At 65.2% G+C, this 25209-nt stretch carries 27 protein-coding genes and 1 tRNA gene; 15 read left to right on the forward strand and 13 right to left on the reverse strand.

Annotated elements, in window-relative coordinates:
- Positions 1–31: 31 nt before the first annotated feature.
- The 3 genes from FOZ70_RS11595 to FOZ70_RS11605 all read left to right on the forward strand — a co-directional run bounded on the left by FOZ70_RS11595 (position 32) and on the right by FOZ70_RS11605 (position 1640).
- Positions 32–319 carry a hypothetical protein gene (locus FOZ70_RS11595; RefSeq protein WP_021163286.1) on the forward strand — a complete coding sequence of 96 codons (288 nt, stop codon included), beginning with the start codon at positions 32–34 and terminating at the stop codon, positions 317–319.
- Between the two features lie 251 nt (positions 320–570).
- Positions 571–948: a DUF2917 domain-containing protein gene (locus FOZ70_RS11600; protein WP_048024804.1), complete on the forward strand. Its 378-nt coding sequence runs from the start codon at positions 571–573 to the stop codon at positions 946–948.
- A gap of 314 nt (positions 949–1262) precedes the next feature.
- Positions 1263–1640 carry a DUF2917 domain-containing protein gene (locus FOZ70_RS11605; RefSeq protein WP_021163284.1) on the forward strand — a complete coding sequence of 126 codons (378 nt, stop codon included), beginning with the start codon at positions 1263–1265 and terminating at the stop codon, positions 1638–1640.
- A gap of 157 nt (positions 1641–1797) precedes the next feature.
- On the opposite strand, the gene FOZ70_RS11610 is transcribed toward FOZ70_RS11605, so the two are convergent.
- Positions 1798–2076 (reverse strand): hypothetical protein, encoded by a 279-nt coding sequence (locus FOZ70_RS11610; protein ID WP_006480752.1) that lies wholly within the window; start codon positions 2074–2076, stop codon positions 1798–1800.
- A gap of 832 nt (positions 2077–2908) precedes the next feature.
- Between FOZ70_RS11610 and FOZ70_RS11615 the strand changes: the two genes are divergently transcribed.
- A complete protein-coding gene (locus FOZ70_RS11615) occupies positions 2909–4210 on the forward strand; it encodes an NCS2 family permease (protein ID WP_021163282.1) in 1302 nt (433 codons plus the stop codon).
- A gap of 90 nt (positions 4211–4300) precedes the next feature.
- Here FOZ70_RS11615 and FOZ70_RS11620 read toward each other — a convergent pair whose 3' ends face one another.
- The 3 genes from FOZ70_RS11620 to FOZ70_RS11630 all read right to left on the reverse strand — a co-directional run bounded on the left by FOZ70_RS11620 (position 4301) and on the right by FOZ70_RS11630 (position 5587).
- Complete coding sequence (locus tag FOZ70_RS11620; RefSeq protein WP_258025606.1) at positions 4301–4573, reverse strand: tetratricopeptide repeat protein; 273 nt, start codon at positions 4571–4573, stop codon at positions 4301–4303.
- A 210-nt stretch (positions 4574–4783) separates the two neighbouring features.
- Positions 4784–5071, reverse strand: a complete 288-nt coding sequence (locus FOZ70_RS11625; RefSeq protein ID WP_011354308.1) for a DUF1488 domain-containing protein — start codon at positions 5069–5071, stop codon at positions 4784–4786.
- Between the two features lie 240 nt (positions 5072–5311).
- Positions 5312–5587 carry a DUF2964 family protein gene (locus FOZ70_RS11630; RefSeq protein ID WP_021163278.1) on the reverse strand — a complete coding sequence of 92 codons (276 nt, stop codon included), beginning with the start codon at positions 5585–5587 and terminating at the stop codon, positions 5312–5314.
- A gap of 384 nt (positions 5588–5971) precedes the next feature.
- Here FOZ70_RS11630 and FOZ70_RS11635 point away from each other — a divergent pair, with 384 nt between their 5' ends.
- The 8 genes from FOZ70_RS11635 to FOZ70_RS11670 all read left to right on the forward strand — a co-directional run bounded on the left by FOZ70_RS11635 (position 5972) and on the right by FOZ70_RS11670 (position 11420).
- The gene (locus tag FOZ70_RS11635; RefSeq protein ID WP_219705917.1) at positions 5972–7885 is read left to right on the forward strand and encodes a sigma-54-dependent Fis family transcriptional regulator; all 1914 of its coding nucleotides are present in this window, start codon (positions 5972–5974) and stop codon (positions 7883–7885) included.
- 82 nt (positions 7886–7967) lie between these two features.
- A complete protein-coding gene (locus FOZ70_RS11640) occupies positions 7968–8270 on the forward strand; it encodes a 2Fe-2S iron-sulfur cluster-binding protein (protein ID WP_027789629.1) in 303 nt (100 codons plus the stop codon).
- 56 nt (positions 8271–8326) lie between these two features.
- Complete coding sequence (locus FOZ70_RS11645) at positions 8327–8821, forward strand: SRPBCC family protein (RefSeq protein ID WP_059588741.1); 495 nt, start codon at positions 8327–8329, stop codon at positions 8819–8821.
- A 92-nt stretch (positions 8822–8913) separates the two neighbouring features.
- On the forward strand, positions 8914–9291 hold the full coding sequence (locus FOZ70_RS11650) for a DUF2946 domain-containing protein (protein ID WP_048024760.1): 378 nt from the start codon (positions 8914–8916) through the stop codon (positions 9289–9291).
- Between the two features lie 302 nt (positions 9292–9593).
- Positions 9594–9959 carry a copper resistance protein CopC gene (locus FOZ70_RS11655; RefSeq protein ID WP_219705918.1) on the forward strand — a complete coding sequence of 122 codons (366 nt, stop codon included), beginning with the start codon at positions 9594–9596 and terminating at the stop codon, positions 9957–9959.
- Positions 9960–10040: 81 nt separating this feature from the next.
- Complete coding sequence (locus tag FOZ70_RS11660; RefSeq protein WP_021163272.1) at positions 10041–10487, forward strand: copper chaperone PCu(A)C; 447 nt, start codon at positions 10041–10043, stop codon at positions 10485–10487.
- 31 nt (positions 10488–10518) lie between these two features.
- On the forward strand, positions 10519–10692 hold the full coding sequence (locus FOZ70_RS11665; RefSeq protein WP_021163271.1) for a hypothetical protein: 174 nt from the start codon (positions 10519–10521) through the stop codon (positions 10690–10692).
- 98 nt (positions 10693–10790) lie between these two features.
- Entirely contained in the window at positions 10791–11420 is a 630-nt protein-coding gene (locus tag FOZ70_RS11670; RefSeq protein WP_059588736.1) for a LysE family translocator, read from the forward strand.
- Between the two features lie 40 nt (positions 11421–11460).
- On the opposite strand, the gene FOZ70_RS11675 is transcribed toward FOZ70_RS11670, so the two are convergent.
- The gene (locus FOZ70_RS11675) at positions 11461–12786 is read right to left on the reverse strand and encodes a leucine-rich repeat-containing protein kinase family protein (protein ID WP_219705919.1); all 1326 of its coding nucleotides are present in this window, start codon (positions 12784–12786) and stop codon (positions 11461–11463) included.
- A 151-nt stretch (positions 12787–12937) separates the two neighbouring features.
- Here FOZ70_RS11675 and FOZ70_RS11680 point away from each other — a divergent pair.
- Positions 12938–13022, forward strand: a tRNA-Leu gene (locus FOZ70_RS11680).
- 448 nt (positions 13023–13470) lie between these two features.
- On the opposite strand, the gene FOZ70_RS11685 is transcribed toward FOZ70_RS11680, so the two are convergent.
- The 5 genes from FOZ70_RS11685 to FOZ70_RS11705 form a co-directional block, all read right to left on the reverse strand.
- On the reverse strand, positions 13471–13722 hold the full coding sequence (locus tag FOZ70_RS11685) for a PAAR domain-containing protein (protein ID WP_042977768.1): 252 nt from the start codon (positions 13720–13722) through the stop codon (positions 13471–13473).
- A 62-nt stretch (positions 13723–13784) separates the two neighbouring features.
- Positions 13785–14270, reverse strand: coding sequence for a hypothetical protein (locus tag FOZ70_RS11690; protein ID WP_059485189.1), 486 nt, complete (start codon positions 14268–14270; stop codon positions 13785–13787).
- Positions 14267–16051, reverse strand: coding sequence for a LysM domain-containing protein (locus tag FOZ70_RS11695; protein WP_059619403.1), 1785 nt, complete (start codon positions 16049–16051; stop codon positions 14267–14269). The genes FOZ70_RS11690 and FOZ70_RS11695 overlap by 4 nt, the downstream gene beginning before the upstream one ends.
- 3 nt (positions 16052–16054) lie before the next feature.
- A complete protein-coding gene (locus tag FOZ70_RS11700) occupies positions 16055–16633 on the reverse strand; it encodes a hypothetical protein (RefSeq protein WP_219705920.1) in 579 nt (192 codons plus the stop codon).
- Positions 16630–19380 (reverse strand): type VI secretion system Vgr family protein, encoded by a 2751-nt coding sequence (locus FOZ70_RS11705; RefSeq protein WP_219705921.1) that lies wholly within the window; start codon positions 19378–19380, stop codon positions 16630–16632. The genes FOZ70_RS11700 and FOZ70_RS11705 overlap by 4 nt, the downstream gene beginning before the upstream one ends.
- Positions 19381–19738: 358 nt before the next feature.
- Between FOZ70_RS11705 and FOZ70_RS11710 the strand changes: the two genes are divergently transcribed.
- A complete protein-coding gene (locus FOZ70_RS11710; RefSeq protein WP_155632241.1) occupies positions 19739–19936 on the forward strand; it encodes a hypothetical protein in 198 nt (65 codons plus the stop codon).
- Positions 19937–20047: 111 nt separating this feature from the next.
- Here the strand turns inward: FOZ70_RS11710 and FOZ70_RS11715 are convergent, their stop codons facing one another.
- Positions 20048–20938 (reverse strand): LysR substrate-binding domain-containing protein, encoded by an 891-nt coding sequence (locus FOZ70_RS11715; RefSeq protein WP_048024765.1) that lies wholly within the window; start codon positions 20936–20938, stop codon positions 20048–20050.
- Between the two features lie 138 nt (positions 20939–21076).
- On the opposite strand from FOZ70_RS11715, the gene FOZ70_RS11720 reads away from it, so the two are divergent.
- Positions 21077–22318, forward strand: coding sequence for an MFS transporter (locus FOZ70_RS11720; protein ID WP_219705922.1), 1242 nt, complete (start codon positions 21077–21079; stop codon positions 22316–22318).
- Positions 22319–22427: 109 nt separating this feature from the next.
- Here the strand turns inward: FOZ70_RS11720 and FOZ70_RS11725 are convergent, their stop codons facing one another.
- Positions 22428–23675, reverse strand: coding sequence for an MFS transporter (locus FOZ70_RS11725; protein WP_219705923.1), 1248 nt, complete (start codon positions 23673–23675; stop codon positions 22428–22430).
- A gap of 22 nt (positions 23676–23697) precedes the next feature.
- The gene (locus FOZ70_RS11730) at positions 23698–25209 is read right to left on the reverse strand and encodes a PepSY-associated TM helix domain-containing protein (protein ID WP_219705924.1); all 1512 of its coding nucleotides are present in this window, start codon (positions 25207–25209) and stop codon (positions 23698–23700) included.

Below are 25209 nucleotides of genomic sequence, written 5' to 3' on the forward strand. Positions count from 1 at the left end.
ATCGCGGCTTCAATTTCCCGGAGGTGCCGCGATGGCCATGAAGAAAACCGATCTCGAAAAGAACAAGGCGCTCAAGCTGACGCACGCGATGAAGCAGTCGAGCTCAGCACGTTTCGGCAAGGGTGCCGAAGAAGTCGCCAAGCTCGACCGCCGCGCGCAGCGCAAGCTCGACCAGGAACAGGGCCTCGTGCCGTTCGCATGCAAGCTCAATGCCGAACTCGTCGAACAGCTGAAGGCGCGCGCGGCCACGCACCCGGAAGGGATGACGGGCCTCCTGTCCGAGCTGCTCGTGAACGGCCTCGCGCAACGCGACGCGTAACCGTCACGTATCTCGAAATTTCCGTTGACATCGATGCGCTGCCACGACACACTCGTTCGCATGCTTATGCTCAAGCCCGCCGCCATCGCGCATGAAAACCGAGTGAACGCCCATCCGTGGCGAGCACCGGAGGCGCTTGTGCGTTAGCATCGAGATTCAGTTGCGCATGTCACAAGGCCTCGCCGGAAGCGGATGAGGCCTTTTTGTTTTGGTGCGCGTCATCCCGCCCGGCTCAACGGAAGGAGATGACGATGGACCAAGCAAGCCGGCTGGTTGTCTGCCCCGATCGGTGCCGCACCGATGCGATCGCGTTGCCGCGGGTCGTGATCCAGTTCACGGTCGCGCCGCGCAAGACGCTGGCGTGGCGCGCGCAAAACGATGCCGAGATTCGCGTGCACGACGCGACACTGTGGGTCACGCGGCTGGGCAGCGTCGACGATTACTGGATACGAACCGGCGACGTGCTGCGCGTGCGGCGCGGCGATCGCATCTGGATAAGCACCGACGACACCCGTCCGGCCGAAGCATCGATCACGACCGCGTACGCGACGGGACGCGGCGCATGGCTGGCGCATGCGCTCGCGCGAATGCGCAGCCTGTTGCGCGAACGATGTCGAAGTCGCTCATGACGAACGTGTCGCGACGCATGCGATCCGGGAGCGCGGCCACTCGCGCGCAGCCGCCGACGCATCCCCTTTACTATCTCTAAAATTGTCGTTGACAACGCCGTTCCACGAAGACAAACTCGTTCGCATGCCTACGTACACGCTCGTCTCCGCCTCGATTCATCGATCGATGAACATTCGAAAGAATGGTTCACGGGAGGCGCTTGTGCGTTAGCAATCGGGCAGTACCGCATGTCACACAAGGCCTCGCCGGAAACGGATGAGGCCTTTTTGTTCTGGTGCGCGTCATCCATCCGGCTCAATCACTGGAGAAGACGATGGACCAGGCAAGCCCGCTGTTTGACCGTCCCGATCGGCGCCACGCCGGCACGATCGCGTTACCGACTGTCGTGATCCGTTTCGCGGTCGCGCCGCGCACGACGATGACCTGGCGCGCGCCGCGGGACGCGGAGCTGCGCACGCATGGCGCGGCGCTGTGGGTCACGCGCCCGCCGAGCGTCGACGATTGCTGGGTGCAGCCCGGCGACGTGCTGCGCATCGCACGCGGCGAACGCATCTGGCTCGGCACCGTTGCCGACGACCGGCCGGCCGAAGCGACACTCACGACCGCATACGTGCGTCGCGGCGAGCGCTTCAGGCGCACGCTCGCGCAAGTGCAACGTTTGCTCTTCGGGATAGCGGGAAGGAGCGGATGAGCGACGTGCCGTCAGGCACGCGAGACGCGGAACGGCCGCGACCGGAAACGGACGCACCCGCGGCATGAGGCGCCGCGGGTGCGCATCGAATGACGCGGCACGCCGGTGCGTGCCGCGAGCGATCGCGCGCCGCGATGCAGCTGGTGCATCCGGTGCATCAGGTGCTGGCGGCGAGACGCGGGCCCGTGCTGCGGGGAGTGGAATCGAGGTCGGGGCGTTGCGCTGCCTGCGAGGTCACCCACGGATCGATGCCCTGCTTCTGCACCTCTTCGAGGAATGACACACGTGTGCGCCAGTAATCCGCTTGTAATTTCGCGTCGATGACGCGCTGTTCGGCAGCGAACAGTTCCATGCGCGCCGTCACGAGCATCGACGCAGCGGTTTTTTCCGGCGTGGGGGCGTGTCGCATCGCCCAACGGCTGATCCAGTTCAACATGCTGACCTCCGTGATTACGGACGAACCCGCATCGGGCAATCGCAACCGGCCGTGCCTGCCCGAACGCGCAACGGCCTTGACCGCACTTCACCGCCCGGCCTGCACGGACTGCGACTCCCCCGCGTCGGCAATTACCGGCCGGCGTGTGCATGCGCGGTGTATCTATCCTAGAAAGCCTTGCCGGTTTATGCGATGGGGTCTTGCAATCTTTTACACAGAAACCACAGTCGCCCCCGCATCGCGAAATGACAGTTGCGGGCGGGACGGCTTCGGCGCACGATAGCCCGATATCTGCTCCCCCTGGCCTGAAGAATGGCCGCCGCACGCCGCTGCCAGGCCTCCGCGCCGGCCGCGCACGTGCTGCCTGCCCCGCGTTCGTGCAGCATGCGGGCGATCCGTTTCAGCCGGATGTCATCCCGCACCCGCCACGCGCACCACACCGCACGCCGCTTTGTGCGTCCGCCTGCACGTCCGGCTTGCACTCGCTTCTCTCGTTGTTGCGCACGCATCGGCCGGCTCCGTTCGCTGGTGTTGCTTCCTTGCCTTGCTTCCTTGCCTTGCTCCCGTTTCCGCCATTTCTTCCGGTTCGTTCCACCCGAACCGGTAAAATGCGCGCCTTCGCCGCGCGGCCGGGCTGCCAGACCGTTCGCGCGCAGGCTGCCGACCGATCTTGCGATCGTGCCCTCCAACTATATCGTCCGAGCTATCCGCGCTATTACAATCCGCCGATAGCCGGGCAATAGTGGCTGGTTACATTAAGCCGGCCGTCCGCTGCCTGTACAACAATTCGGCACAACAAGCAACACGACAACCCGACCGGAGAAACGCCTTCATGGAATCCATCAAGCGGTATTTCGGCTTCGCTGAAGCCGGCACCGACTTCCGCACCGAAATACTCGCGGGCGTCACCACGTTCCTGACGATGGCCTACATCATCTTCGTCAACCCCGCGATCCTCGGCGACGCCGGCATGCCGAAGGAATCCGTGTTCGTCGCGACCTGCCTCGTCGCGGCGCTGGCATCGATCATCATGGGGCTGTACGCGAACTACCCGATCGCATGCGCGCCCGGCATGGGCCTGAACGCGTATTTCGCTTACACGGTCGTCAAGGGGATGGGCTTCACGTGGCAGGCCGCGCTGGGCGCGGTGTTCATCTCCGGCTGCCTGTTCCTGCTCGTCACGCTGTTCCGCGTGCGCGAGGCGATCGTCAACGGCATTCCGAAATCGCTGCGGATCTCGATCACCGCGGGTATCGGCCTGTTCCTCGGCATCATCTCGCTGAAGACGTCGGGCGTGATCGTCGGCAACCCGGCCACGCTCGTCACGCTCGGCGACCTGCACAAGCCCACGACGATCCTCGCGATCATCGGCTTCTTCACGATCGTCACGCTCGACCACCTGCGCGTGCGCGGCGCGATCCTGATCGGCATCATCGGCGTGACGATCCTGTCGTTCTTCTTCGGCGGCAACCAGTTCCACGGCGTGTTCTCCGCGCCGCCGTCGATCGATGCGACGCTGTTCAAGCTCGACATCGGCGCCGCACTGTCGACCGGCATCATCAACGTGATCCTCGTGTTCTTCCTCGTCGAGCTGTTCGATGCGACCGGCACGCTGATGGGCGTCGCGAACCGCGCGGGCCTGCTCGTCGAAGGCAAGATGAACCGCCTGAACAAGGCGCTGCTCGCCGACAGCACGGCGATCGTCGCGGGCTCGGTGCTCGGCACGTCGTCGACCACCGCGTATATCGAAAGCGCATCGGGTGTGCAGGCCGGCGGCCGCACGGGCGTGACGGCCATCACCGTCGCGGTGCTGTTCCTCGCGTGCCTGTTCATCGCGCCGCTCGCCGGCGTCGTGCCGGCGTATGCGACGGCACCGGCACTGCTGTACGTGTCGTGCCTGATGCTGCGCGAAATGGTCGAGGTGCCGTGGGACGATGCAACGGAAGCCGTGCCGGCCGCGCTCACCGCGCTGCTGATGCCGTTCACGTACTCGATCGCGAACGGCGTCGCGTTCGGTTTCATCGCTTACGGCGGCCTGAAGCTGCTGACGGGCCAGGCCCGTTCGGTCAAGCCGATCGTGTGGATCATCGCGGCCGTGTTCCTGTTCCGCTTCTTCTATCTCGGCAGCGAGTGACGGTCGCGCTTCAGCGCGATGCTCGACGAACGAACGCCACCTTCGGGTGGCGTTTTCGTTGGGCGAGCCGCGCAGGCCCGCCCGCGCGCATCACGGCGTCGCGACGCCCTCGAGTTCCTCGTCGTACAGCCGCTGCGCCAGTTGCGGATCCAGCGTCTTGACGCGGCGGTACAACTGCATCGCGTCATCGATCCGCCCGGTGCGGCGATAGGCGACCGCCAGGTTGGTGATCACGTGTGCGTCGTCGGGATACGCGCGGTTCACGCCCTCGAAGATCCCGACCGCCGCATCGGGCCGGTTGCGGCGGATCGCCGCGATGCCCGTTGCCTCGAGCGCCAGACGGTTCGCCGGATCGAGCTTCAACGCCTGATTCGAATGATTTTCTCTGCGATCCTGACGAATCGATACGCCGGGTCGTGCCGGCACACCAGCAGCCGGCCGGGCGCGGCAGCAATCCGGTGCGCCCCGCATACGAAAATGCCGCCCGGGCACGCCGAACGGCATCGCATGAAAGGCAACGTCTTCGCGTGCGCGGCGTTCAGCGACGCGCGCAGCAAGACGGGCGTCGTGTCGTCAGCGCCAGTTGGCCTCGTAGAAGCGGACGTAGCCGCTGCGCAGCGTCACGCATTGCGCGCGCGTCTCCGACAGCAGGCGCCGTGCAGCCGCCTCGATACGATCGCGGTGCTGGTCGAATGCACCGACCATGTCCTCGAAGCGCGGCGAAGCCGCACCGAAGTGGTCTTCCAGTGCCTCGGCGGTGATCTGACATTGAACGCGCTCGCCATTCACCAACGCCGTGAACGCAAGCATCAGGTCGCGCCCCGAATACTCGGGCTTCTCGTTCGTGAAATGGATTTGCATGGGACCCGCCTCGACCGGTAGAAAACGAATGACCGCGTCCGTCGTCCGCCACCGGCCGGACGAAATGTACGCGGGCTCGCCGGCGGGGGCACGGCCCGCGGGTAATGGCGCGGGTAATGCATGCCGGTTGCTTTCCACTTTAGACGGTTTCGCGCGGGAGACAAAATTTACGGCGTGCGTCGTTCCGACGCGCATTTCATCTGATCAGCGCGGCATCCGGCACCGTTTCGGAGACCGGCGTCAGTGAGGATCGTTGGGCCAGACGTTGAGCGCGATTGCGGCCGTCGTGGCGCCGACCGCAATCGCGGCCGCCCCGTATCGCACCGCATCGGTCAGATCGAACAGCAGCCCGTGGATCGCCACGGCAATGCCGCCCAGCATGATGAATGTGGCGATGGCCGCCAGCACGACTCTCAGTTCCGTCCGAACCATGATGCGTCTCCCGAACGGATGCATGTCGCGTCGCATGCATGTTGCAATGCGGAACACGGCGCGTGCGTGCTCCGTTTCCATCATTGCAGGCGGGTATTTAAAAGCAAGTGGATTTTGTACGCGGTCGCACATCGCACGCGGCGCTTGTATGATGTTGTGTGCCCGGATGGCCGGCGTTCGCGCGTCGATGGTGCGCCGCACGCGCAGGCGGGAACCGGTAGAGAAATCCGGCGAGCACGTGTGTGCCGGATAGGCCGGATTCGAGGAGCGTGGGGCTTGGGTGGCGCTAAAACGCGAACTCGGGTCGACCGCGAAGCATGGGACCCGAGCAAGCGCTAAAGCGCTAACTCTGGTCGACCGCGAAGCATAGGACCCGAGCAAGCGCTAAAGCGCCAACTCTGGTCGACCGCGAAGCATGGGACCAGAGTAAGCGCTAAAGCGCTAACTCTGGTCGACAGGAGACAAGTCATGCCGCAACCTTTCGTGCTGCCCGCCACCGCGGGTCGCACCGACCTGCTCGCGCAGGCGCATGCGCGTTCGACCGCGGTCGGCCTGCGCGCGCACGAACGCCCCGATTTCTCGCCGCTGTCGCGCCTCGCGCTGCGCGAACTGCTCGACACGAATCACGCGCTGTTCTCGCACGCCCGCCCGGTAATGGAGAACCTCCACGCGCAAATCGCCGACACGCAAAGCCTCGTGCTGCTGACCGACGCGGACGGCGTCATCCTGCACAGCATCGGCGACGCGGACTTCATCGAAAAAGCCAACCGCGTCGCGCTGTGCACGGGCGTTTCGTGGGCGGAAGGCGCACGCGGCACCAACGCGATCGGCACCGCGCTCGCATCGGGCCAGGCCGTCGCCGTGCACGGCGACGAACACTTCCTGCGCGCCAACCACATCCTCACCTGCTCATGCGCGCCGATCTTCGACCCGTTCGGCCGCACGCTCGGCACGCTCGACGTCAGCGGCGATCCGCGCGGCTCGAGCCCGCACACGCTCGCGCTCGTGCGGATGTCCGCGCAACTGATCGAGAACCACCTGTTCGCGAACCAGTGCGCGGAAGCCCTGCGGCTGCGCTTTCATGCGCACGAGGAATGCGTCGATTCACTGTTCGCCGGGCTCGTCGCCTTCGGCCCCGACGGGGGCCTGATCGCCGCGAACCGCAGCGCACAATTCCAGCTCGGCGCGTCGTTCGACGCACTGCAACATCAGGCCAGCGACGCGCTGTTCGGCATGCGCTTCAGCCAGCTCGCGCAGCAGGCGGCACGCGCACCCGGCGCAATGTTCCGCCTCACGCTGTCGACCGGGGTACGCGTGCTGGCGCGCTGCGAATTCGCGGAAGCGCACAAGACCGCCGTCGCCGTCACGCCGCCCGCGCCCGCCGCACGCGTGCGCATACCGGACCCCGATGCGATCACGTTCGCGACGCTCGACACGGGCGACGCACGCATGGCCGCCGTGCTCGAACGCGTCGCGAAAATCCGCGGGCGCGACCTGCCGCTGTTGATCCTCGGCCAGACCGGCACCGGCAAGGAATGGCTCGCCCGCGCACTGCACCAGGCATCGCCTCGCGCGGACGGCCCGTTCGTCGCGGTCAACTGCGCGGCGCTGCCCGATTCGCTGATCGAGGCCGAGCTGTTCGGCTACGAAGACGGCGCGTTCACCGGCGCGCGCAAGCGCGGCAGCCCCGGCAAGATCGTGCAGGCCGATGGCGGCACGCTGTTTCTCGACGAAATCGGCGACATGCCGCTCGCGCAGCAGGTCCGGCTGATGCGCGTGCTGCAGGAACGCGCGGTGATGCCGCTCGGCGGCGCGCGCGCGGTGCCGGTCGACGTGCGCGTGGTCTGCGCGACCCATCGCGACCTGCGCGCGATGATCGCGGAAGGCACGTTCCGCGAAGACCTGTTCTACCGGATCAACGGGCTCGCGGTCACGCTGCCGGCGCTCGCCGCACGCACCGACCTGCCCGCGCTCGTCGAGCGGATTCTCGCGCGGCTCGCGCGCAGCGAACCGATGCCGCGCCGCATCGCGGCCGACGTGCTCGACGCGTTCATGCGCCACCGCTGGCCCGGCAACCTGCGCCAGATGACCAACGTGCTGCGCACGGCCGGCATGCTGGCCGAGGACGAAGACGAGATCACGCTCACCCATTTGCCCGACGATTTCTGGCTCGATTGCGACGACGCACCGGCGGCGCCGTCATCCGCGGCACCGACCGCATCGGCCGCATCGGCCGGCTCGCACGAAGGCACGACGCTGCAACACCATCAGGCCGCGGTGATCGATGCCGTGCTGGCACGGCATGGCGGCAACGTGTCGGCGGCCGCGCGCGAGCTCGGCCTCGCCCGCAATACCGTGTACCGGCACCTGCGCCGGCATTGACGCTGGCGGCCGGCCGACGCCGGCCGCCAGCCCGTTCGGGTATGCTTGGCGCGTTGCCGCCGAATCGCCGCCCGCCTTCGCCATGACCCATCCGGAACACCCTCCCCTCGTGCGCATCGAGCCGCTCGGCGCGACCTTCGATGCACCCGATTCGCTCACGCTGCTCGAAGCCGCCGCGTTCGCGCGCGTGTCGCTGCCGCGTTCGTGCCGCAACGGCACATGCCGAAGCTGCCTTTGCCGGATCGTCAGCGGCAGCGTACGCTACACGATCGAATGGCCAGGGCTGAGCCGCGAGGAAAAAGCCGACGGCTATACGCTGCCGTGCGTGGCCGTCGCGACGTCGGACCTCGTGCTCGACGTGCCCGACGCGGTCATGCTCGACTAGACGCGGCCCGCGGTCGCGTGCCGTCCGGCAAAGGTTGATCCTGTGTGGAGAACGTCATGACCCAGCAAACCGATCGCATCGAAAAACAGGCCCAGCTCGACGCATCGCCCGACCGCGTGTGGGAAGCCGTCAGCAATTCCGGCGAATTCGGCCAGTGGTTCGGCGTCTCGTTCGACGGGCCGTTCGCCGCCGGCCAGCCGCTGTTCGGCCGCATCACGCCGACCCGCGTCGACGACGACGTCGCCAAGGCGCAAGAACCCTATGCGGGCACTGTGTTCGAAATCGTCGTCGATCGCGTCGAGCCGAAGCAACTGTTCTCCTTTCGCTGGCATCCGTTCGCGATCGACCCGAATGTCGATTACACCTCCGAGCCGATGACGCTCGTCACGTTCGCGCTCGCGGCGCAGGCCGGCGGCACGCTGCTCACGGTCACCGAAACGGGCTTCGATCAGTTGATCGAAACGCGCCGCGCGAAGGCACGCGAGATGAACGATCAGGGCTGGGCCGCGCAGATGACGCTGATCGCGAAATACCTGGCCAGGCACGCGTAGCGCGCCGCAACGCCGCACCGCCGTGTCGACATGCGACTCGACGTGCGTGGCATAATCCGCTCCATCGTCGCCCCTACGCCGCCGCGCATCGCATGCTGAGTCGTCGTCTCCGGAAGATCGGCAGTCTGATCGGGATGCTCGCCATCCTGATGACGGCGCTCGCGCCGACGATCTCGCAGGCCCTGACGACGCAGCAGCGCGTCGATACGCTGCTGGCCGGCTACTGCACGGCCGCGCCGGCCACCGGCGAGCGCGCCGCCGATGCGTCGCGGAAGAGCCTGCAGGCCCACCTCCAGGCATGCGGCTACTGCAGCCTGCTCGCCCATACGCCCGCACTGCCCGCGCCCGAACTGACGTTCGCGGCCAACGTGCACATCATTCAGCATCGCGAAGCGACCCGCTTCGAAAGCCTGCGCCGCGCGCTGCCGCTCACGGCCGCGCAACCGCGCGCCCCTCCGTTCACGTCCTGATTCGTCGTCAACGCCCGTGATGCCGTAGCGCATCGCGCGGCTCGCGCATGCCGCCGGCATGCGCGACGTGTCACGTTTCGAAGGACGATCATGTCTCACCGTGTTGCGCTCGGCGTCGTTCCGTGCGTGCGGCCGCTTGCTGCCGATGCGTACCGTCGCGCCGGCATTCGCATGCGGGCAAACGCCCGGCCGCGCACGTTCGCGCCGGCGTCGGCCGCCATCGGTGCTGCTGCGATGGTGCGCGTGCATCCGTCCGTCGAATCCGTGTTGCTTCATTCGATTCGCCACTCGCACACTCAACCATGAAAACCGCCACTTTCATTCGCGGCACGCTCGCCGCACTCGGCTTCGTCGCCATCCAGGCCGCCCACGCGCACGCACTCCCGAAGACGCAGGAACCGGCCGCCGGCGCCACGCTCTCAACCGCGCCGCATGCGGTCTCGATCGGTTTCAGCGAGGCGCTCGAGCCCGCTTTCAGCTCGATCGCCGTGACCGACGGCCACGGGCAGTCGGTCGCCGACGGGAAATCGTCCGTCGACTCCGGCAACCGGAAACGCATGCACGTCGCGCTGGCCAGCCTGACCGCCGGCACGTACACGGTCACGTGGATCGCGGTGGCCAGCGATGGTCATCGCACGCAAGGCCACTACGCGTTCACGCTGAAATGACGTTCGCGATGCGCATCGGCGTTTCGTGCCGATCGCGTCGCCGCCGATACCCGCCGCATCCACCCATCAGGAGAACCAACCATGAAACACCCGATTCCGACCGGCCTGCTGTTCGCACTGCTCGCGCTGCAGGCTCCCGCCACGTTCGCCGCGCCGGCCGTACAGGCAGAAAACTGCTGGATCCGTGCGATGCCGGCGACCGTGCCGTCGTCCGGCTACTTCACGCTGAAGAACGACGGCGACGCGCCCGTCACGCTGACGGGCCTCGACACGCCCGCATACGGAATGGCGATGCTGCATGAAACGCAAACGAACGGCAGCACCGCGAAGATGGTTCACGTCGACGCCGTCGAAGTGCCCGCGCACGGCACGGTGACCTTCAAGCCGAAGAGCTATCACGTGATGCTTGAGCAGCCGCGCCAAGCCGTCGCGCCCGGCGCGAAGGTGCCGTTCCGGCTGCGTTTCGCGGACGGCTCGACGGTATCCGTGACCTGCGACGCCAAGGCGCCGACCTACGCCGGCCAGTAACGCCGCCCGCCCCCGATCGAAGGAGACGCACATGAAACACCGCCTGCCGCTGGCCGACCTGATCGTCCGCTACCGGACGCCGCTGAATGTCGCCGTGCTGATCGTCTGCGGGATATGGGCCGGATGGATCGCGTGGATGACGCGGCCCGCCGCGATCGATACGCCGCCGTCGATCCCCGCCTACTGCATGCGCGACGCACGCTGACGCGCCGCGACGGCACGGTTCCGGGCAAGGCCGGGCCATATATTGGCGTGGCATCATCGCGTCATCCCGCCCGCCGGAACCGCCTCTCGGAGCGCCGCATGCCCCTTCAGACCTGGATGCTGTTTGCCGCAGCCTATCTCGCCACGACGCTGTCGCCGGGGCCCAACGTGCTGCTCGTCATCCGCAACACGGTGCGCTACGGCACGCACGGCACGGCCGCGACGATCGCGGGCAATCTCGTCGCGCAGGGCGTGGTCGTGGTGCTCGTCGCACTCGGCGTCGGCGCGGTGCTCGCCGCGATGCCGCCGCTGTTCGTCGCGATGAAGGTGGCCGGCGCCGCGTACCTGATGGTCCTGGGTGTCAGGCAACTGCGCGGCGAGCGCAAGGCCGGCGCGTCGACCGGCGCGGCGGAGGTCGAAGCGCCCGACCGCGGGAAGCTGTTCCGCGAAGCGCTGTTCGTGTCGGGCAGCAACCCGAAGACGATGATCTTCCTGTCGGCGTTCATGCCGCAGTTCATCGTGCACGACCGCCCGCTCGCGCTGCAGTTCGTCGTGATGTACGCGACGATCGCGTGCACCGTCGTGGTCGTTCACAGCGTCTATTCGGCCGGCGTGCGCCGGTTCCATCGCGGCTTCGGCATGAGCCGCGCGGTGCGTGCGCTCAAGCGCGCCAGCGGGCTGCTGTTCGTCGGGCTCGGGATCAAGCTGCTGACTGCGCGGCAGGCGTAAGCGCCCGTATTGTCGAGACCGAACCTGCCGCGCCGTCCCGTCAGCGTGTTTGCGCAGCCAGCGCGGCGGTGATCTCCACGAACGACGGCCGCGCGTCGACATCCTCGTTCAAACAGGCGGCCGCCAGTGCGTCGAGCGTGGGCCGGCCGGCCCACACCTGCTGCCCGCACCGATCGAGCAACTCGCCGAGCAGGTAACCGAACGCACGCACCTCGAGGCGTTCGAACCGCGCACCGCGCATGCGGTCGTTCACGTCGTAGAGCGACGCCGCGCCGAAATCGCCGAGCAACGCGCCACCGGCACCGTCGTGCAGGATGTTGTGCGCATACAGGTCGCCGTGCATGATGCCGCGTTCGTGCAGATGGCCCGCGACCGACGCGATGCCGTGTGCGATTCGCAGCGCCGCGGCAGGCTCGAATTCCGTACCGTCGGCATATACGTCGCGCGTGCAGGTCGCGAAGCTCGGCGGCCCCGCGAGATTCGTCAGCGCGGGATCGACGAGTTCCATCACGAGGCCGTGCGTGCCGTCCGGGTGCCCGCGCACCTTGCCGATCACCGGGATCATGTTCGGGTGGCGGCCGGCATGCAGGCACGCGGCCATTTCGCAATCGGGCAGGCCGTCGCTCGTCACCGCGCCCTTGAACAGCTTGACGGCGACCGCGCGCGGCGCGCGGTTTTCCGCCGCCCATCGCGCGCGGTAAATCACGCCCGATGCGCCTTCACCGAGCTTCTGCTCGCATGCGAGCGATGCCCAATCGACGTCGGCGATGTCCGGCTCCGCCGACGCCGCGGCTTCCGGTGCCGCGCCGAACGGATTGCCGGCGGCAGCAAGCCACGCGAGCCGCGGCATCCGCAGCAGCCAGTCCGGCAGTTCGTCCAGGCGATTCGCCGACAGGCGCACCAGTTCGAGCGCGCGGCAGGCGGCCAGCCCGGCCGGCAGCGTGCGCAGCCGGTTGCCGGCGAGCATCAGCTTCTGCAAGCGCGGGCAATCGCCGATATCGGCGGGCAACTCGTCGATTGCGTTGTCGGTGAGGATCAGCCAGCGCAATGCGCGCGGCAGCGATCCGCGCGACACCGTTTGAATCCGGTTCGCCTTGAAGCCGATCATGTCGAGCCGTTCGCACGCGCCGAGCACGCCGGGGAACGCGGTGAAGCGGTTGCCGGACGCGAACAGGATGCGCAGGCGATGCAGGCGCGGCAGGTCGTCCGGCAGCGCGGTGAGCGCATTGCCGGTCAGGTCGAGCACTTCGAGCGTGTCGGCGAGATCGAAAATCTCGCGCGGGAATGCCGTCAACCCGCATGCGAGCTTGAGTTGCCGTGCGCCGGCCAGTTGCCCGGCCTGCAGTTGTTCGAGGGTATGTGTCACGCGGAGAAAATGGGTTGCGGTTGCGGCGGCCATCGGGTCGATCGCCGGAATTCTACCGGGATCGCTTTCGCGCATCCGCCCATCGTGTCACACCCTCTTCACAAACGCGAAATGTGACGCTACAATTGCGCCCCTTGCAGTGCAATGCAGTGCCGACGTGGTGAAATTGGTAGACACGCTATCTTGAGGGGGTAGTGGCGAAAGCTGTGCGAGTTCGAGTCTCGCCGTCGGCACCAGATGCGGTTTAACCGCATTTCGAGTTCAGCAGTCCACGCCTTGCGTCGAGGCTCCGACGATCCAGCCGCCTCGCAACGAGGTTTTCGTCGTGGTTCCTTCCTCATTGCCCGCCTGGCGCGGCATGCGCCAATTGCCGGCCGACAAGGCCTGTCGGAGCTTGGCCCACATCGATAACCGCACGCTCCCCTTTCCAGCTTGAAGTCCATTCGATCGGACACTGTCGGGAATGCTGCGCGTCACGCTTTACTGACGGCCCGGCCACACTCCGCGATCTGAGAGAAGCAAATGACCGAGGTCCGGTCGACTTCAATGCGGCATTCCCTTGCGCCCGGATCACGGGCACGGGCCACGCCGGTCGATACGACTCCGACGTTCAGTGCGCAAACAGCCGTTTTTGGCCGTTCGATCATGCGCGCGACTTTTGGCTGCGCCGCAGGGACAGCAACCTTACCGGATGCTCGAAATCAGCGCGCACCCGCACGTAGCGTGGTGCCCCTGTCGGGCGACCCATATGCCGCGATCGGTTATTTTGGCATCGCCTTCCAGAATCACGTTCGGATTCACGTCAGGATGCAGGGGGCACTTCACGAGGTCGCCCTTGCGCGCCACACGCCGTCCGCCGTAGCGCATGGTCTCCGAGGCGGTAATGACCTCGCCCCCGTGGTCAGTGGTGTCGCCGAGTCGAATCAGATCAATCATGGAGTTTCCCTCATTCGGCAACCTGTCGACTGCCGCAACGGGATCAACGAGATATTCACGCGTCAGGGCAAGTTGAAGACCTGACTGCAAGGCAGCTTTGCTCCGCTATCGATCGTCAGATTGAAGTACGGTTTGCGATCGAGATGCTTTTCGTCCGCATCGGGATCGGGGATATTTCGAAATCGCTCGAAAACGAGCGTCTTGCCGTTCCGCAACCGTATCGACATGAACTTCATCGATTGATCGAATGTCGGCGTTCCCCATGACGAATCAATCGGCTTCCCCTCGCCAGCGGACAGGTAGACCGACAGGGTATTGCCCCACTCCTGGCGGGGCACCACCTTCATCTGATCGGCATCCGCCTGAGGCACGCCAACATTGACGGAAAGTTTCTTCCCTCCCTTTACCGTGCAAACGAACTCCTGATTGCCGCCGAACCGCTGCTGAAACGCGACGAACGGATCGGCGTTGCCTTGATCGGCCAGAACTGTCGCCCCCCAGCAAGAAAGCACTGCGCCAGAAATCAAAAACCAGGCATTCCATTTCATTTGATCCAGACTCCCGTTACCTTTCTACCCTTTCCGATCAACGTGGGCTTCTCGCCCTTGCGCATCACCCTGCTATTCGGACTGATGTAATCACTCGCGAAAAGCGGTCCGGGCAGTACGACCTCGGCGTGACCATGAGTCGATCCATCGGTCGTACCGTAGACGATCACGGCACCCTCGGGGGCATCATAGGGGCTGGCGATGCGATAGGACGGATCGGACAGAATGTTTTTGAATCCAGCCTTTTCAAGATCGATTCCGGCATCCTTGGCTTCGACCTGCGGCGGGTACGAATCGACCATGCCGGAAGCCATGAGCGCGATTTTCACATACTTCCAGCACTCCATCGTCGACACACCGGGCGCTTTGGCGACACTGTAGATCGGCTGCCCCAGCTTCGCCTTCTTGACCGCGGCAGGCCCGCTGAAATTGGCCTTTCGCTTGCCGTACTTGGCGTCCCTGCGCAAAATCTCGAACATCTTCTGCTTGGGGTCGCCGTCCGGCGGCGGATCGTCGGACGCGTGCGCCACGGCAACAGGATGACCATTGTCGTTGCGGGTCACTTTCGCTTGATGCGTGTCCGGAGAAGGCGCATCCGCCTGCTCGGCCGACGACGCCGGCGCTGAAGATGCCGCCGCTGGAGCGGACGTTGCCCCCGGCGGCACGGGTGCCGACGATGTCGCCGTTGGAGAGGGCGCTGCCGCCGGCGACACCGGCGTCGAAGATGCCGCCGCTGGAGCGCGCGCGGCTCCCGATGACGCACCATTCGACGGCAGCTTGATTTGCTGCCCCGGCTTAATCAAATTGCCGTCCAGCCCTGGATTGACTCGCCGGAGCTCGGCAACGCTCGTCCCGTGCTGGTGCGCAATTTTCCATAGCGAATCGCCGCTCTTGACCGTATACGCGCCCAGCTTGCTATTCCGTCGGTGATCCCCCGGCGCCCCGGGATGCGAATTTGTCCGGGCCTCGACTTTGCTGTGCGGACTCGTCAGCGTCAACGTGGCAAACGAGCCGGAAAGCGAACCCGTCCATGCCCGCTCGAGATTCGTCTCCACCTCCCTCACCCAGACCTCCAGCGTCTGTGTGAACGGAATGTTCTTGACGGGCTGACTGATTTTTCCGGACGCGTCGCTATGGCCTTCCTGCAGCACCTTCCCTCCGGACTTCACCTGGTAGTGCACGCCGGAAACAGGCTGTTTTTTCTTGTTGACGAACTGAACGCCCAGTGCACCCGAGCAGCAGCCGAGATCGTAGTCGCCGAACTTGTCGATATAGTCTGAAACCGTAGTACCGTTCGCGTCCGAAGGATCGTCGGCTCCATTCGATTCAAGGAATTTCATCACGCCGGGATGCGTGGCTGTTCCGAAACCCTTGAGGTGAGCCGCACCGACAATACCGGAGTGCGTGATCGTTATTCCGGCAATGACCTTGCCCTCATATTGATCCGCACCTTGCTGACGAGCTCTCGAACAAAGCAACCGCACCCACGATACGGCCGCCACGTCCTGTTCATCGGGAGAGTTCCTGAAATCCTCCAGACTGTGGATTCCATCCTTTCCGGTCCAGGTTCCTTTCCATTGATACTGGAACTTCGTATGGTGGTTCGGCAACTTGATGATGGGAGACGTACCGTCCGACACGTAATAACCCAGGTCGCTCAACGCGGACTCGCCAAACTGATATTTACCGACGTATCCGTACTTGTTGATGACCTGATAGTTCCCGCCACCCTCGCTCTGAAAGAGTGCGCCCAGGAATTCCTTGATTCCGCCCTTGCTCATGGTTCACTTCTTCTTGCAAAAAATTCGAGCGTCGTCCGCATCGATCCTGATCGGATATTGCGTCTCGATCAACGTCTTTTCAGCCGCGCTCGGACTTCCCAGCCATTGCGGCGCGCAGCGATACAGCAAGCGTCCCGCGGTGCGATGAGACTGTTCGTCATAAAGCATCGCGACGTTCGTAACGTTGCACTGATTGGCCTGGCAAATATGGTAGAGCCACTCGCGTGAATCGCCCACCCGCCAGAGCGATCCTTGTGTCGCAGGGCCACTCAGCAGGCGTTTTCGAAGCATCTGCACATCCAGGCCGGACGTATTCAGAAAGTGGTCGAACGCGCTCGACAGCGTCCGGCCGGCCGGGGTGTCGGCCTGACTTCCATCCGGATCCACGAGATTGAAGATCTCGGTTTTATATTCCGAGCTTGCCGGCGTGACATTTTCCGCCACGGAAACCTGGCTCTGAGCCTTGCAACCGAATGCCGCCGAACAAAACAAAACCATCCAGAGAAATCTGAATCGAGCCTGATACGAACGGACTTCGAAGAGTCCCTTCAATCGTACTTTTCCAGTGTGTTCCTGCGTCATTCCTGCACTCCATCTCCGCTAGAAAACAGGTCATCGTGAACCGTGTCCAAATGATGAGTCCAATCGCCGTTCCTCACGCTGACCTGTACCGTCTCTTCCGACTCCGTGAAGATTCTGCCGGTCATGCCATCCTCATCAAGCGTTCCGTAATAGTGAGAATCCTCGCCGACCTTGATCATGTACGGTGCATTGCCGAGTATTTCTCCATCTGCGAGCGCCCCCGACAGATCGAATCGCAAGCTGTACGGGCCCGCGCTCTGGGGTATGGGCATCGGTGGCAAAGGCATGCGCGCCGAATCCGGTCCAGGCACATCCCAGCTCGCGGCCCGCTCCAGAATCGTTCCCGGCGAACCATTGACGATCCCGTTGCCATTGATCTGGATGTACGATCCGCCCGCGCCGATCCAGACTTCCTTTGCCGCCGAGATCACCACCTTTCCATCGGTGCTGGTGATCGTAAGATCCTTCAACGCGGCAAGCGCCATCTGGTCGCCCTGCGCCTGAATCTCGACCTTGCCTTTCGCCGCGAACAATTTCATCCCTGCGTTCTGCACGAACAGACTGATCTTCTCCGCGACGCTCGCGACGAGCGACTTTCCGCTGGCGATGAACATGCCTTGCCCGCTGACCAGATTGGTCTGCTGATCGCTCGCGACATGGACCGATTGCTGCGTGGACAACGCAACGCCGGACGGACTGGCAAGCAGCATGACGGGGGTCCGGAAAACGTTGGCGTTGCCGGCGCCCCCGCCCGCCGTTCTGCCGCCCGACTGCACGCCCTGCGCGCTGCCTTGCGTTGCATCGGTAAACGCCTTCAGCGATTCGTGCGCTTCGGCGAGACCTTCCGCCTGATGCGCCAGGCTGACCCGCGACATTGCTTCGATCGTGCTTTCGGCGCCGACGAGTTGCTGCTGGGCTTCACGCACGTCGAGTTGCTGACTGTTCGCCTCTTTCGCATGGGTCGTGACGTACAACCCCCGTGCGGCTCGCACGGCACCATACGCATCGGTTTTCAGGTCGAATCCCGAGCCCAGATACGAGCCGCGCGCGTTGCCGCTCTGATCGATCAGGTATCCCAAATGCAGCAAACTGTTGCCATTGCTGCTGAACAGTCTTGCGCGATTCTGTCCCGTCGCATCGTCCAGAACCATTTCGTTATAACCGGCCCCTGAATACTCCTTCGACCGGTAACCCGAAAGGATGCCGTTGCTGTGCCACTGCGGCTGAACGTTCCCGTTGTATACACGATGCAGTACGATGGGCCGGTCACAGTCTCCACCGACGTAACCGACCAGCACTTCCTCGCCGACACGTGGAACGTGAACGCTCCCGTAACCGCCCCCCGTGTCCGACTGGGCGACTCTCACCCAGCACGAAGCGCTCGCATCTCCCGAGTTTTGCCGGTCCCAGATGAACATGACCTTGACTCGATTCAGCGCGTCCGTATAGACCTCTTCGCCCTGCGGCCCGACGACGATTGCCGTTTCCAGTTCCATCGCCGGCTTCTTGTGCTCGAACGGGCTCCGATACGGGACCGTCACACGCTGCGCCTCGACCTCCACCCGATAAAAGCCGACTGAACCGTCAGCGTGTGCAACGACTGCACCCTCCTGCGCGAGCTTGGCCTGGGCGAGTTCGCCCTGCAGGCTGTACGGAAAGCTCGATTCATGACTCGACAGCGGCAGGTTGTTCTCGATATACCGATGCACCTTGATTGCGGCGAATTCACGCTGAGCTGCCGAATCGCGGTCATGCTCCGGATGCCCGGTCAGAACGAAACGGCAGCCGGCATCGATCCCCCGCACGCCGCCCACACCGAAAAATCGCTTCGCCCGGGACTCCCATTCCTCCAGGTGCATCTTCGAAAGATGCTCACCGCGATTGCGATCCAGATACGTATAAGCGCCGGTGTATTCGTAAACTTCGGCCTGCTCCGGCAAACTCCCCTGGCCCGACATCGTCGGCAACGTCGTGCCTTTGGGATTGGCGAAGGACGAAGGCGCCTTGTAGTCGAACGTGCGTGTCGTGTGCACTGCGCTTTGCAATGTCCGCGAACCCGCCCACTGCGTAAAAGCATCCGTTTCTCCACCCGTACCCGATCGGGAGAAACCGACTGAATTGGGAGACATCTCATCGAGCGAGTAGACATCGTCGGTCACGACGAGTCGATGCGACTTCCCGTCTTGATCCTGCCGCCAGAAACCGAACAGCCCCTCCTCCTCCAGCAGCCGATGGACAAAATTCCAGTCAGTCTCGCTCTGGCGGCAATACGAACGCGGAGGCAGCGGCTTCAATAAAGCAAATTCGAATTGCCCCTGGGCTTGCGGATGCGCATTGAATACGTCCGTGATGATGGTGTCGACGCTCTTGTCCTGCCAGTACCGCATATCGCTGCGGAACCTGAGGAAATGCATCCACGAAGCGAATGTCAATTGATAGCTCGAAAGGCTGCCGTCGGCACCCAGTCTGCGAGCCGTATGAATGTAACCGTTGAGCGGTCGATAGGACTTGTTCGCTTGCTGAATCCAGAGCGTCATCGGCTGGGCAATCAGCGTTTTCAGCTCGATGTCGCCTGCCGTGGATACCATATCGAGCGTGACGCTGTAGTCACGGCCAAGTTCGGAATACGTCACGGCTCGTCGTGGCACCAGCGCATTTTCCGGCAACGCCGGGATGCTTGTCTTGAGCAGGCGATCCTGCTGGATCAGGCCGCCACGAATCGCCTGAGCCACTTCGTTCATGTTCATTCGTTATCCGTCTTCTTGTTCTTTGCGAGCCCGCAGCGGCCCGCACTCTCACGGGAACGGCTTCCCGTCATGCCGCCGCAATTCTAGCGGCAGCAACGAGTCGTGAGAATGTACCCGGCTCGCGAAAACAACAAAAAGACCATGTAAAAATTGATAAACGAAGTATTAAAGAACCGAGTTTCTCATTTTGATGACAGGATCATTCAAATTACCAAACTACAGCCTTTCTATTTCTTTTCAATTTTCACGAAATAAAAACAAATTCGTAATGCTTGGCGCTTGATCAGGTTGTCGTCGCTGGCATCGATGCCAGCATGGCCGCCGCTGCAGTTCGGACGAACCGTTGAAGTGTTTCCTGATGACATCGATCGGCTTCCCACCACCCGGCTCCTGCCAGGCCGTGATCATGGCGAACGACAAGGAAATTCGAGCCACTCCATCGACCTGCGTGCTGGTGAAATTGAAATCAACGTCAATTTCATCTCGCGATCAACATCGACAGATTGCAGACGGCAGCGCGCAACAATTAGCAAAAATACGTCTTCGTCGATATTGAAGTCATTCAAATGCGAAGACCAACGGCCCGTCGAATACGACATCATCGCGCTTCCAGCATGCTCGAAAAACACGACGCCACATCGCTACGCGGTTTTTGTTTCCGCCGCCCTCACACCGCCCCATCCTCTCCCGCCAGCAACAGGAAATTCCGGACCACCGCCGACGACTCATCGCATCGTGACGCAATGGCGAGCCGTGCCCGCAACGCATCCCCCGCCAGCGGCCGATAAACGACTCCGGCAACCTGCACCTGCGTAATCGCCTTCGGCACGACCGACACGCCGAGCCCGGCCGCGACCAGCGTCACCGCGGACGCCATTTGCGGCGCGGGCTGCGCCATGCGCGGCTCGAACCCGGCAGCATTGCATGCGGCGACGATATGGTCGAACAGCGCGCCGCCGGCCTCCCTCGGCACCTGCACGAACGACTCGTCCGCCAGTTCCACCAGATCGATCCGCCGCCGCTGCGCCAGCCTGTGCGCAACGGGCAACGCGACGAACATCGGTTCGTCGTCCCAGTCGAGTAACCGCAACGTCGCGGCGGCCCGGCGTGCCGGCCGCACGATCGCGACGTCGAGGTGCCCGGCCTCCAGCGCCTCCAGCAGCATCCGCGACGCGGCCTCCTGCAACGTCAGCTCGGCATCCGGAAACGCTTCCCGAAAGCGCCGGATCAGGTCCGACACTTTCGAATTGAACGCCGCCGTCCCGGTGAAACCCACGCGCAGATGCCCGGTTTCCCCGCGCGCGGCCCGCCTTGCCGCGCGCACCGCACGCTCGGCGGCGTCGAGCACGCGGCGCGCTTCCTGCGCGAAGACCTCGCCCGCCAGCGTCAGCTCGGCGCCGCGCGCGGTCCGCCTGAACAGTTCCACATCGAGCTCGCTTTCGAGCGCCTTGATCTGCTGGCTCAACGGCGGCTGCCCGATGCCGAGCGCCTCTGCCGCCTTGGTGAAATTCGATGCGGCCGCCACGGCCAGAAAATAACGGAGATGCCGGAGTTCCATTCGTACGTGCTCTCACGGTGTGCCGGGTTGATTCACCAGCCAGTGGTTAAACATATCGCTGCGGTTACTTTCATATATTGGACATATACATGACCGTGCGCAAGAATTCAGGCATTCCTTCGCACATCGAGCGCAGTCATGTCCTCCCCTTCGCTTTCCCGTGCGCTGCCCGGCACGCAACAGGCCACGCCCGATGCGCTGCCCGCCGGCGTTTCCCCGCGCTCGGCCGCGTACAAGCGCATCGCTCTCGCGCTCTTCCTCGCCGGTTTTTCCACGTTCTCGCTGCTGTACTGCGTCCAGCCGCTGCTTCCCGCGTTCGCACGCGAGTTCGGGCTCGGCGCGGCCTCGAGTTCGCTCTCGCTGTCGCTGTCGACCGGGATGCTGGCGATCTCCATTCTGTGCGCCGGCGCGCTGTCCGAACGCGTCGGGCGGCGCGGGCTGATGTTCGCGTCGATGACGCTCGCCGCGCTGTTCAACGTGCTCGCCGCGCTGTCGCCCGACTGGAACCTGCTGCTGGTCTGGCGCGCGCTGGAAGGTTTCGCGCTGGGCGGCGTCCCGGCAGTCGCGATGGCGTATCTCGCCGAGGAAATCGCGTCGGAAGGGCTCGGTTTCTCGATGGGGCTCTATGTCGGCGGGACCGCGTTCGGCGGCATGGTCGGACGGATCGGCATGAGCATGCTGGAAGAGCACTTTTCGTGGCGCACGGCGATGCTGACGATCGGTGTCGTCGATCTCGTCGCGGCGGCCGCGTTCGTGATGCTGCTGCCGCCGTCGCGACGTTTCGTGAAGCGCACCGACCTGACACTGCGCCATCACTTCCGGCTGTGGGGCGAGCAACTGCGTCACGCGCGGCTCCCGTTCGTGTTCGCGATCGGCTTCCTCGTGATGGGCGCGTTCGTGACGATCTACAACTACGCGGGGTTCCGGCTCACCGCGGCCCCGTTCAACCTGAGTGCGACCGCGTGCGGGCTGATCTTCGGCGCCTACCTGTTCGGGATGGTGTCGTCATCGAGCGCAGGCGCGCTCGCCGACCGCCTCGGCCGCGCACCGGTGCTCGTCAGCGGCGTGCTCGTGTTCGCGGCGGGCCTCGCGCTGACGCTGTCGCATTCGCTCGTCGCGATCGTCGTCGGCATCGTGCTCGTGACGATCGGCTTCTTCATTGCCCACTCGGTCGCGAGCGGCTGGGTGGGCTACCTCGCGGGGGCCGCGAAAGGGCACGCCGCGTCGCTGTACCTGCTTGCGTACTATCTCGGGTCGAGCGTGCTCGGGTCGATCGGCGGCACGTTCTGGCAACACGGCGCGTGGACGGGCGTCGCCGCTTACGTCGCGGTGCTGCTCGTGCTCGGGCTGCTGGCTGCGCGTCGGCTGGCACGGGCGTAATGGGTGTAGCAGACGTAATGGGCGCAGTGAGTGCAGTGAACGCCCCGCGCGATCCGGTCATTCGTCGCGAGCTTCAAGCGCGCGACGCATCAGGCCGACCGCGCGCCGATCAAGACGCCAGCACATCATCCCCCTTCACCGCATACGCCGACTCGCGCCGCTTCAGCCGCATCGCGATCAGCGCCGCGAGCACCGCCAGCGCGGCGCCCGTGAGAAACCCGCCCGTATAACCGACCTTCGCGGTGAGCGACAGAATCGTCGACGACGCGATCAGCTCGCCGAGGTCGCGCGTGCTCTGCACGGCCGTCACGTCGGTGCCGGCCTGGTCGCTGCCGCCCGCGAAGCGCATGCCGGCCGTCATGATCGACACCGACGTGATCCCGGTCGCCAGCGAACCGAGTACCGTGCACAGCCATGCCCACGACGGCGACACCGGCAGCCACCCGCCCGCCTGCGCGAACCACAGCAGCGCGGCCGCGCCCGCACAGCTCACGCCGGCCGTAAACGCGGGCCACAACCCGAGCCGCCTCACGAGCCACGCACCGCCGCCGCAACCGAGCACGACCGTCACGATGCCGCCGGCCATGCCGAGCTTGCCGATCGCGTCGAGCGTCCAGCCCGCGTCGTTGAGGAACAGCTTCGACAGGCCGAAGCCCGATACGGCCGTCATCGCCGACAGCAGCGCGAGCGACAGCAGCGACCACGAGCGCGGCCGCTTCGCGAAACGGACGAGGCTCGCATCATGCTCGGGCTTCGCGCGCGCACGATCCGCATCGCGCGGCAACACCCACAGCACGCAGACCAGGCTCGCGAGCGGCACGGCCGCCAGCGCGAGAAACGCGGCCCGCTGGCCGAACAGGCCGATCAGCGTCAACGTGCCGGCGCCGCCGCCGAAGAAGCCGATCATCACGCCCGCGATCTGGATCGCGTTGATCTTCGCGAGCGTGTCGCCGCTGAAGTGCTCGGCGGCCATCCCGTCGTTCGCGATGTCCTGGGTCGCGCTCGCAAGCGACGCGACGGCCAGCAGGCCGACCGCCCATCCGGCCGTCGCGACGGTCATCCCGATCTGCGCGAGGCTGCCGAGGCAGAGCACCACGAGCGTCTGCATCGGCAGCATCCAGCTGCACCGCCGGCCGATGCGCGGCGACCAGCGGTTGTCGACGACAGGCGCCCACAGGAACTTCACGACCCACGGCAAACCGACGAGCGGCAGGAACGCCAGTGCATGAAGCGGTGCGCCGTCGTGGCGCAGCAGGGTCGGCATCGCATCCATCGCGATGCCGATCGGGATTCCCTGTGACAGGTAAAGCAGCGTGATCGTGATGACCAGGCGGCGATGTTCGAGCAGATCGCGCATCGAAGTCTCCAGTTGCATGAAATTAAAAAGGTTCGGCACCGGCCGGCACGCGCGCGGGCTGCATCGCATCGCGGCGCGGACGGCGCGCGGCACGCAGCAGCAATGCGCCGAACGCGACGAGGGCCGCGTCGATCGGCCAGTACACGGGTTCGCCCGTGCCGAGCAGCGCGATCGCGCAGTGCGTCGCCCCTGCCAGCCCGTAAGCGGCGCCGGCCGCACGCATCAGCGTCCGCAGCCAGGCCGCGCGATCGGCCACGCAGGCCGCGAGCGCGAGCGCACCGCCCCACACGGCCCAGAACAGCATCGCGAGCACATGGTCGACGTGCACGTCGGCGGGCAACGCACGCCCCGCGAGCAGCAGGACGCCGCCGGCGAGCACCAGCCCGCCGCAGGTGCCGACGGCGACCGCGGCCAGCACGTTCGCCGAGCGGTCGTGCTGCGCCCGCCGCCGCTCGATCCACAGATGCAGCCCCGTCGCGCAGAGCGCGCACGCCGCGAGTCCCATCAGGAAATGCAGCACGCGCAGCACGCCGCCCATCGCACCGACCCAGCCGTATTGCGCGAAATGCAGCGGCTGCACCGCGATGAACGCGCGCAACCAGAAGCCTCGGCCGCGCGACGTGGCGTCCGCGAGCCATTGGCCGTCCACCGCGCGATACAGGTGGCGCTCGAACACCGCCGTGCTCGGCAGGCCGGCGGTCGTCCCGGCAATCTCGACACGCGCGTTCACGTCCCCCCACCGATGCAGCACGACGGCTTCGCGCCGGAAATCCGGCGTGCGCGCCGCATCGCGCCGCAGCAGCGCCTCGAGATCGGGCGCGTGTTGCCACGCGCCGCCGGCGGCAATCGGCGGCGGCCCGCCGAGCAGCTCGGCGAACGCGCGCTGCGGTTGCCCCGGATACGCGACGCCCGCAAGCGACACCGTGCCGAGCGCGCCCAGCCCCGACAACGCGCCGGTGAACGCGAACAGCACGAGCCACGGCGCGCCCCACAGGCCGATCCACGCGTGCAGGTCGAACAGCGCGGCGCGCAGCCCGCTGCCGCGCCGGATGCGCGCCGCTGCGGGCCAGCGCCGGTGATGCACGACCAGGCCCGCGACGATGAGCACGAGCAGCACGATCCCCCACAGGCTGACGAAGATCCGCCCGGGAAAGCCCGCGAACAGCGTCTTGTGCAGCGTGACGAGCAACGCCGCGCGTCCGCCGTCGGCCAGCCGCTCGCCCGTCGCCGGGTCGAGCGCCAGCGTGCAGGCCTGCCGCGCGTCGCAGAAACGGATCGCCGGATCGTCCGGTTGCGGCAGCACGATGCGCGCATCGCGCAACGGCACGCCGAGCGCCGCCGCGCGTGCGACGAGCGTATCGAGCGGCAGCGCCGGCCGCGCGACGGCGACCGGCGGCGGCCGCCACCAGCCCTGCATCGAATCGGTCGCGAGACTCCACGTGCCGCTGAACAGCACGACGAACAGCACCACGCCGAACAGCGCACCGGCGCCGCGATGCAGCGCGCGCCAGCGCGAACGCGATGAAGCGTCCAT

Origin of the sequence: Burkholderia sp. COPS, from assembly GCF_019425585.1 — a bacterium.
In the GTDB taxonomy this organism is placed as follows: Bacteria; Pseudomonadota; Gammaproteobacteria; order Burkholderiales; family Burkholderiaceae; genus Burkholderia; species Burkholderia cepacia.